Source organism: Mycobacterium palustre (assembly GCF_002101785.1).
In the GTDB taxonomy this organism is placed as follows: domain Bacteria; phylum Actinomycetota; class Actinomycetes; order Mycobacteriales; family Mycobacteriaceae; genus Mycobacterium; species Mycobacterium palustre.
In genome coordinates this window covers 25,588-33,950 of sequence record NZ_LQPJ01000089.1, presented here as the reverse complement: position 1 = coordinate 33,950, position 8,363 = coordinate 25,588, and the positions used below count along the sequence as shown (strand labels likewise).

Genomic DNA, 8,363 nt, shown 5'->3' with positions numbered 1-8,363 from the left:
AGAGACTCACGCGATGGCCCTCTTACGTCAGGGACCGACACGCCGCCATCACTTACACCACTCCCCGGGACGCTCCCGAAGATCACGGGTTCAGGACCGACCGGCTGTTGCCGGTCCGGTTACCTGCCCGGCATGGCCAACACGTCCTCCGAGGTCACTGTCCGCATCTGATCAGGCTGCAGACCGAGTTCCTTGCCGACGAATCGACGTTATTCCATCCGCGGGAAAGGCGACAAGGGAACGCTGTTTGGGATCTGACATGCTGTGATAGTTCGTATCTATTAGAGGGGCCCGAGACATGGTCGTACACAGTGAACTGCTCATGCAGCAGTTCGAATACCTGGTGTCGCTCGCGCATGAGCGTCACTTTGGCCGCGCCGCCAAGGCCTGCAACGTCAGCCAACCGACGCTGTCGGTGGCGATCAGGCGCCTCGAACAAGAACTCGGTGTCGTGATCGTCTTGCGAGGCCGCCGGTTTGAGGGATTCACCGACGAAGGCAACCGGGTCGTTACCTGGGCGCACCGCATTCTTGCCGAGCGCGACGAGCTGTTGGCCGATGTGGAGCGGATGCGCGGACGCCTGACCGCGACGGCCCGCGTCGGCGCGATACCGACGGCGATCCCCGCGAGCCCTTTGCTGACTGGGCGGTTCCTCAGGGACAACCCTGATGCCACCATCCGCGTCGAGGCGATGTCGTCTCGTGAGATCGCCAGGCGGTTAGCTGATTTCGAGATCGATGCCGGTCTGACCTACCTCGACGACGAAACCCCGCCCGGGTGCAGACGCATCGAACTGTACCGAGAATGCTACGTGCTTTTGGCTCCTTGCGCCCACCCCCTGATGAGTCAGAAGCAGGTGAAGTGGGCGCAGGCAGCCGAGCTGCCGTTGTGCGCGCTGACATCTGCGATGCGCAACCGTCGCATCATCGACGCGCACATGGCCGCCGACGGCGCGCGGCTGCACCCGGTAGTTGAAGCCGACACTGTCGGCGCCCTCTACGCGCACCTGAGTAATCCGAATATGGCCACAATTGCGTCACACACATGGCTGTACGGGTTCGGGGTTCCCCACGGTCTCAGCGCACGGCCCATGGTGCAAGAAACCCCGGGCCCGGCCGTCGGCCTCATCGTCTTAGACCGCGAACCGAATTCCATCGCGGCCCAAGCCCTTGTCGCGGCCGGCTCACAGGTCGACTTCACCACAACACTGCGATCCGCGCTCGACACCTGGCTGGCCCCGCCTGTCTAGCCGTCGCCCGTAATGATCCAGCGGTGCCAGGCTTCTGCGTCGACGACCGCGAAATTCGCCGCGAGCGGATGCCGTACGTATTCGGGGGTTTCCGTTCCACTCAGAAATTCCTGCATTGGTTCGCGCCCTCGGTCACCGGCCGGAATCACCTCTCCCTACGTAGCCAAGTCGCCTACGGGGCCTGGGGAGCTGCCCCCCGGAGATCCTTGACGAAGTCGCCCGCCTGGGCGCCCAGCTGTTGATGCAGGCGGCTCTGGAGGCCGAGGTCACCGAGTTCCTCGGTCGCGACCGCTACCAACGCGCCTCGGCCTGTCCGGACGCGGACGCTAACGAGGGCTCACGCAACGGGTATCGGTCGGTGACGGTCAAAACCACCACCGGGCCGGTCACGTTGGAGCGGCCAGCGCGGCCTGGATCGCCGCCACGACGGGCGGGCCGATCGGGCGTAGCCCGGCGGCGGTGACATTCGGCATGAACACCGAGAACAAGGTGCCGGCGTGGGTCACCAGCAGGCATTTGCGTCGGTCGATCCAGACCAGCTGGGCATACCAGTCCCGCGCGCAGGCTTCGCCGATGGCCGGCTCAGACACCCCAAGCAGCGCTGATCGGATTCGTGGCCGCCGAATCCAACCACGAACCCAACCGGCGCCGCCAAGACCGCCTCGACGCCGCGTTTAACGCACTCACCAAAGCCGCCCAAACCCGCTACAGCTGAACAATCTCAGGCTTTGCAGCGTCGGTCCCGGTGGCTGCCAAAGCAACTGGAGCGGTGAATGGCAAACATTATCCCCCGACACCTCAGCCCCAACCGCACGCGGGCTGTCACCTAAGTTCCTCAGCCCGTATGCTGACGACGAAGCCGCGAACCAGCCGGTGCTTTTACACCAACTTTCGGACGCGACCTCTACGGGACGCCTTACCGCGGAGGACGACGCACACACCGCGCCGAGCCAATACCCCGCAACGGGATGAACCGCAGCCGCGGGTCAGCCACGCTGTCGACGGCAGCATCGACAGCACATCGTCGGATTCTGGTCTAAGGGCGGCCTTTCGCCAGCCGTCGCCCGCCGATTAGGTCTACATACCGCTCAGTGTGGTGATCACTTGGACAGTGATTGCCAAGATGACGGTGCCGAATAGGTACGACACCATCCCGTGCTGTAACACCGACTTCCTGATCGGGCGGCTCTTCACCACGGTGTCAGTTACCCCGTAGGTCACGGCGACGGTGAATGCGAGGTGGGCGAAGTCGGCAAAGGTCGGCTTTTCATCCTCATTGAAGTCGATTCCCCCCACGGGGTAGGTGTAGTACAAGATCGCGTACCGCAGGGTATAGACCGCGTGCACCACCAACCAGGAAGCGATCACGCTCAAAAACCCGACCACTGCGGCGATCGAGGCGTCGGGCCCTTTGGCGGTCCCGGCGATGAGCAAGTACGCAACGCCGCCGAGGCTGGCGACACTGGCTATCACGATGATGGTATCGGCGGGGCCGCGCGATGGACGCCGCTGCTGCACAACGGCTTCGATCGCGGCAGCGGTCATGTTTCCTATACTGGTCCAAGTCCAAATCAGGTACACGGCCGCGGTCGCGATCCATCCCGCCGCAGGGGCATACTGCCATCCCGCCGTAGTCCCGACCACGATGCCGGCGGACGCGCCGACCACAGCGGCGATCCCAATGTGCACGGTTCTCGACTGGCCTTGCCGCAGGATAGAGGGAATCCGCATGAGATGAGTCCTCTCAATACTTGTGAGTCGCCCTTTCGTGGCTCCGTGCCCACAACGCGGTGTGGCTGAGACGGACCTGCAGCGACTACCGGTTCGTCAACGCGTTCTGGTTTGCAACGGCGCGGAAACCGGATCTGCCATGGGGTTTACTCGCAGAGTCCGTGCTTCGTCATGTGGAGTTGCGAGCTATGCGCGTACGAAGACAGCCAAGCCATCTCGCAAGCGTGCCACGCCATGGCCCAGCTAGGCGTCAACCGAGACGACCCATCTCATGAATCATCACCGTCTGGAAGATCACTGGGGCACCAGAATCACCCGGGTTCCCGACGGTTCACGAGCCGTCCACAGGCTTTCGACATCGCTTAGCGGGTACACCCGCGTGTCTATAGGCAGTCGCCCGTCGGCCGCCATGGCGAAGAGCCTTGGCAGCGCTTCGGTTGTGATGCGCGCCTGCGCGTCCGCGGGGATGCTCGCGGGACCCAATCCGCACAGTTCGATTCCCGCGCTGCGCATGGTTCCGGCCGGCAGGTTGATGCTCGGGCCGGCCGACTCTCCCACCTGGACGAATCGGGTCAAGTGGAAGCTGGCCTGCAAATCCTCGTTGGCCAGCGCGGCCAGCACTTGTTCCGTCGGCTCGCCCCACAGGAAGTCGATGACGATATCGAACGGCTGGGCATCATGTTCGGCGGCGACGCGCTCGGTCACGTCATCAATGCCCAGTTCGATCACTTCGTCGGCGCCGACTGTGCGCAGCCAGTCCAGCCGCTCGGTATTGCGGCCAGCCGCGACGACTCGCCCAGCGCCGAAATACGACTTCGCAAGCATGACCGCCATCGAGCCCGCCACGCCGGTGGCCCCGAGGATCAGCACCCGGCTGCCCGCCCGGATATGTCCTACTTCTTGCAGCGAATAAAACGCTGATATACCGGGGTTGGGCACCGCCGCCGCGGTCACCGGATCAAAGCCTTCGGGTAGCTCGACCACCCGGTTCGGGTCGATCAACGCGCGTTCGGCCATCATGCCGAACGGCGCCACCGCTGCGGCGTAGACCAGGCGGCCATCGTCCAGCCGGGCCACTCCATCCACGCCAGCCACCATGGGGAGCGGGAGTGTAGAGCTGCTGTAGTGGCGGCCCGAGACCAAGGCGCGATCGATGTTCTTCAAGGCTGCGGCTTCGACCGCGGCAACCACCGCTCCATCCTCCGGCTGTGGCTCAACGAAGTCCGCATAGACCGGCGCCGGTCCGAGGGTGTTGACGACGGCAGCTTTCACGATTCTCCCGATTTCAGTTCGAGTCACACGATTTCTACGAAAACCTTATTGAACGGCAGCACGGTGGGGTGAGGTAGCTTCCATGAGAACCAGGGCCGAGGGCCGTCGGTGCGATTAGCAACCTACCTCGTCGCACTGTCGGGCAAGTTCGACACCGACGATGACGAAGAACGGGATCACTTGGCGCAACACTGACCGGGCCCAGCGAGCACGCGGCCCGCAGGGTCCCGACGCTGGCCGCGCACCTGCTCGGCCAGATCGCGACGGATCAACGAATATCGTCGGACTCGATCGCAATCCGCCCAACCCAAGGGCGCGGTTTGCAACACCTGCAGCGACTGGTCGACGCCAGCCTTGTCGAGCGCCATCCGGTTCATCAAGATCGCAAGAGAATTCGACTGAGCCCTGCCGAGGACGGCCGAAGCGTGGCGAGGGTGCACCGTCAGATGCACGACGAAATCGACGAAGGCTTTAGCACTTGCCCGATGCGTTACAGTGCCGCCGAATTGAGAAGCGGAGCCGAGCCCAGCGCGCGGTCGCCGCCTAGGTGCATAAATATTGCCCGTTCAGCACGCAATTCACCGGTGGCGAGTAGGTACCGGTCAACACTCCCCTCATACCACCGGTGGCCGAACCCCCGGGTGCGATAACGCGATTCCAGTTCGCGGGGGTCAGAACAAAGTGCGTGCCGGATTGGGTGATGTTGCTGTTCCAGGTGTGCGAGACCGATTGTCCCGCCGGCATGTCGAAGTCGATCCTCCAGTCGGCGAGCGGCGCCGCGCTCGAGTTGGTGACGGTGAAGCGGGCGATGAAACCGGTCTGCCACGTATGTTCCACCGACAACGTCGCCGCGGCCGCCGCCGCATGCGCCGCCGGGGTGACGGCGAGCCCGAGGATGGCAACCAGCAATGCCGACACGGTTACGTGAAGTGCTGCGCGCCAGCGCTTCCCGCAATTGCTCAGTCCGGCCATAGCAGCCAACTCTAAAGCCGACAAGGCGGTCTCGGCGCCTCGCGGCACGGCTACGCTGCAGTACCTTTGCCCAACTGAAACCGACGCGCAATGTTGGCCACGGGTGCGCTACGGATGGCGCGCACTCGTGGCGCGGTTTCGTCGTCGATCGGCGAAGCCCGGGCCGCACCCCCCTCCGGCCCGGGCCACGTCACGCCGCAATAACCGATCTTTGCAGGCGTGCCGAACCGCCAAATCGGAAACGCCGATTTCAGCTAGCGCGCGTCGGCTCGGGCGCACGTCGACTTTCCCCGCCGATCGGCGGGGCGCACAATTGTGCAATGGAGCTAAGTCTTTTCATCAGCGCCGCGCCGCCCACCGCCCCGTACCCGCCGCCGTCCGTGCGCCGGTTCCGGGCGCTGGCGACAGGGCCGAGGGCATGAACGCGCAAGGCGAGCCCATGCCGCGCCGCACGTTGCGCGGCCTGTCGGACGTGCGCGCGTTCTTCCACACCAACAAGGTGCCGCTGTTCTTTATCTCGCCGACCCCGTTCAACCTGCTCGGCGTCGACCGCTGGATACGAAACTTCTTCTACCTGACCTACTTTGACTCTTTCGAGGGCACGCACTCGCGGGTATTCGTGCCCCGCCGGCGCGATCGCCGTGATTTCGACTCGATGGACGAGGTGTGCAGCCACCTGCTATCCGATGCCGAGACGCTCGAGTTCATCGCGGGCAAAGGTCCCGGCGGCAAGTGCTGCTTTGTGATGATGAACGAGGAAATCCAGGCGCTGGCGCGGTCGGCGGGTCTCGAGGTCATGCATCCGCCGATCGAGCTGCGCCAGCGCCTGGGCTCGAAGATCGTCATGACGCGCCTGGCCGACGAGGCGGGAGTGCCCAGTGTGCCCAACACGATCGGGCGGGCCGGCTCCTACGACGAATTGCTGGCCCTTGCCGAGGGCGCCGGCTTGGGAGATGACCTCGTCATCTCGATCGCGTACGGCAACGCCGGCAGCGGGACGTTCTTTGTGCACGGCCAGCGCGATTGGGACGAGCATGCCGGCAACCTGGTCGGGCAGGACCTCAAGGTTATGAAGCGGATCCGCAACGTCGAGGTGTGCCTCGAGGGCGCCGTGACCCGCCACGGCACCGTGGTCGGACCCGCGATGACGAGCCTCGTGGGCTATTCCGAGCTGACGCCGAGCCGCGGCAGCTGGTGTGGCAACGACATCTGACACGAGGTGCTGCCGCCCGCCCAGACGCATGCCGCGCGGGAAATGGTGACAAAGCTGGGCGACGTCATGCGCCGCGAGGGTTACCTCGGCTACTTCGAGGTGGACCTGCTGCACGACCTCGACTCCGACGAGCTCTACCTCGGCGAGGTGAATCCGCGCCTGAGTGGCGCCAGCCCGATGACGAACCTGACCACCGAGGCCTACGCCGACATCCCGCTGTTTCTTTTCCACCTGCTCGAGTACATGGACGTGGACTACGAGCTCGACATCGACGAGATCAACTCGCGGTGGGAGCGGGGCTATGGCGAGGACGAGGTCTGGGGCCAGGTGATACTCACCGAGACCTCGCCCGATATCGAGATCTTCACCGCGACGCCACGCACCGGGGTTTGGCGCATCGACGATGACGGTCGGGTCTCCTTTTCGCGGACCGCCAACGACTGGGCCACGCTGCTCGACGGGTCCGAGGCCTTCTACATGCGGGTCGCGGCGCCTGGCGACTTGCGTTCCGAGGGCGCCCAACTCGGCGTGCTGGTCACCCGCTCACACCTGCAGACGGACGACTATAAGCTCAGCGAGCGCTGCCAACGCTGGGTCAAGGGCATGAAGGCGAAGTTCACCTCGACGCCCCTGACGCCCGCCGCGCCCATCGTCTCGCGGCTCGTCGCACGCGCGTGAGCGTCCCGGACGGCATTTCACTGGACAACTGGCTGTCTCCGCCGCATGCGCGCTGGTCCTTCCAGCACGTCGAGGACTTCGTGCCGACCGCGCGGATCGCGCGCGGAACCGGGCCCACCGCGGAACTGCCCGCGGCCCCCGCTCCCCTGGCCGAGATCCCGGTGGCCAACACCAGCGGGACGGTGACCACCGTCGGCGCGGTGATGGCCGCCACCGCCACCGACGGGTGGGCCGTCGCCCACCGCGGGTCGATGGTCGCCGAGGACTACCGCGACGGCATGACGGCCCACACCCGTCACCTGCTGTTCTCGGTGAGCAAGTCGATGGTGGCCGCCGTCGTCGGCGTCTTGCACGGTGCCGGCGCGATCGACCTAGCGGCACCGGTCACGAATTACGTTCCCGCCCTTGCGAAGTCCGGCTATGCCGGCGCGACGGTGCGCCACCTGCTGGACATGAGGTCCGGAATCGCTTTCTCCGAGGACTACGACGACCCCGCCGCCGAAATTCATCTCCTCGACCAGGCGATGGGATGGGCGCCCCGGAGCGGTCCGGACGCCCCCGCCACGCTGCGCGACTTCCTTCTGACCTTGCGACAAAAGTCGGAGCACGGCGGCCCGTTCCAATACCGCTCGTCTGAGACCGACGTCCTCGGCTGGATTTGCGAAGTCGCCGGCGCCCAGCGAATGCCACAGCTGATGTCGGAACTGCTGTGGAGCCGCATCGGCGCCCGGAACGACGCCACCATCGGCGTCGATCCGGCGGGCACGGGATTCTTCGACGGCGGCATCAACGCCTGCCTCACCGACCTGATCCGGTTCGGGTCGCTGTTCTTGTGCGACGGCGCCTCCTTGACCGGCCGGCAAGTGGTGCCGGCGGCGTGGATCGCCGACACCCTTGCCGGAGGCCCCGATTCGCGTCAGGCGTTCGCCGCCAGCCCCGACGACACCGAAATGCCCGGCGGGATGTATCGCAACCAAATGTGGTTCCCGCGCCCGGGCGACAACGTCGTGTTGTGCCTGGGCATGTGCGGCCAGATGATCTACGTCAACCGGGCCGCCGAAATGGTCGCGGCCAAGTTATCGGCTCAACCGCACTCCCACGAGCCGCACATGTTGGACACCCTGCGCGCGTTCGATGCGGTGGCGCACGAACTGGCCGGCGTCACCAGCTAGCGCACGATTGCGCTGATCGCTTGTGCCCCAACGTTTCTGCCACAATATGGCATTGCCTGCGCCGACTCAGGGCGGG

The 8,363-nt window shown here is 65.1% G+C and carries 7 protein-coding genes and 2 pseudogenes; 4 read left to right on the top strand and 5 right to left on the bottom strand.

What is annotated here, in order from left to right; genetic code table 11:
- Window positions 1-322 precede the first annotated feature (322 nt).
- Both AWC19_RS09565 and AWC19_RS31570 read left to right on the top strand, forming a co-directional pair.
- Entirely contained in the window at window positions 323-1,249 is a 927-nt protein-coding gene (locus AWC19_RS09565; RefSeq protein ID WP_245848873.1) for a LysR family transcriptional regulator, read from the top strand.
- 199 nt (window positions 1,250-1,448) lie between these two features.
- Window positions 1,449-1,688, top strand: a pseudogene (locus tag AWC19_RS31570) (transposase); the annotation flags it as partial.
- Here the strand turns inward: AWC19_RS31570 and AWC19_RS31565 are convergent.
- From AWC19_RS31565 to AWC19_RS09540, 5 genes are all read right to left on the bottom strand, one after another.
- Window positions 1,636-1,755, bottom strand: a complete 120-nt coding sequence (locus AWC19_RS31565) for a hypothetical protein (RefSeq protein WP_425436896.1) — start codon at window positions 1,753-1,755, stop codon at window positions 1,636-1,638. The pseudogene AWC19_RS31570 and the gene AWC19_RS31565 overlap by 53 nt on opposite strands.
- 571 nt (window positions 1,756-2,326) lie before the next feature.
- On the bottom strand, window positions 2,327-2,980 hold the full coding sequence (locus tag AWC19_RS09555) for a DUF1345 domain-containing protein (RefSeq protein WP_085077813.1): 654 nt from the start codon (window positions 2,978-2,980) through the stop codon (window positions 2,327-2,329).
- Window positions 2,981-3,274: 294 nt separating this feature from the next.
- Window positions 3,275-4,252, bottom strand: coding sequence for a quinone oxidoreductase family protein (locus AWC19_RS09550; RefSeq protein ID WP_085077812.1), 978 nt, complete (start codon window positions 4,250-4,252; stop codon window positions 3,275-3,277).
- Between the two features lie 176 nt (window positions 4,253-4,428).
- The gene (locus tag AWC19_RS09545) at window positions 4,429-4,620 is read right to left on the bottom strand and encodes a hypothetical protein (protein WP_142281093.1); all 192 of its coding nucleotides are present in this window, start codon (window positions 4,618-4,620) and stop codon (window positions 4,429-4,431) included.
- Between the two features lie 175 nt (window positions 4,621-4,795).
- Window positions 4,796-5,224 carry a cellulose-binding domain-containing protein gene (locus tag AWC19_RS09540; protein WP_085077810.1) on the bottom strand — a complete coding sequence of 143 codons (429 nt, stop codon included), beginning with the start codon at window positions 5,222-5,224 and terminating at the stop codon, window positions 4,796-4,798.
- A gap of 418 nt (window positions 5,225-5,642) precedes the next feature.
- Here AWC19_RS09540 and AWC19_RS09535 point away from each other — a divergent pair.
- Both AWC19_RS09535 and AWC19_RS09530 read left to right on the top strand, forming a co-directional pair.
- Window positions 5,643-7,115, top strand: a pseudogene (locus tag AWC19_RS09535) (biotin carboxylase).
- On the top strand, window positions 7,112-8,287 hold the full coding sequence (locus tag AWC19_RS09530) for a serine hydrolase domain-containing protein (protein ID WP_085077809.1): 1,176 nt from the start codon (window positions 7,112-7,114) through the stop codon (window positions 8,285-8,287). The pseudogene AWC19_RS09535 and the gene AWC19_RS09530 overlap by 4 nt, the downstream one beginning before the upstream one ends.
- The last annotated feature ends 76 nt before the right edge of the window (window positions 8,288-8,363 follow it).

Bases quoted from the DNA above. Each gene is read 5' to 3' on its own strand.
- AWC19_RS09540 (WP_085077810.1), bottom strand. From the start codon at position 5,224: ATGGCCGGACTGAGCAATTGCGGGAAGCGCTGGCGCGCAGCACTTCAC.
- AWC19_RS09545 (WP_142281093.1), bottom strand. From the start codon at position 4,620: ATGGCGCTCGACAAGGCTGGCGTCGACCAGTCGCTGCAGGTGTTGCAA.
- AWC19_RS09555 (WP_085077813.1), bottom strand. From the start codon at position 2,980: ATGCGGATTCCCTCTATCCTGCGGCAAGGCCAGTCGAGAACCGTGCAC.
- AWC19_RS09565 (WP_245848873.1), top strand. From the start codon at position 323: ATGCAGCAGTTCGAATACCTGGTGTCGCTCGCGCATGAGCGTCACTTT.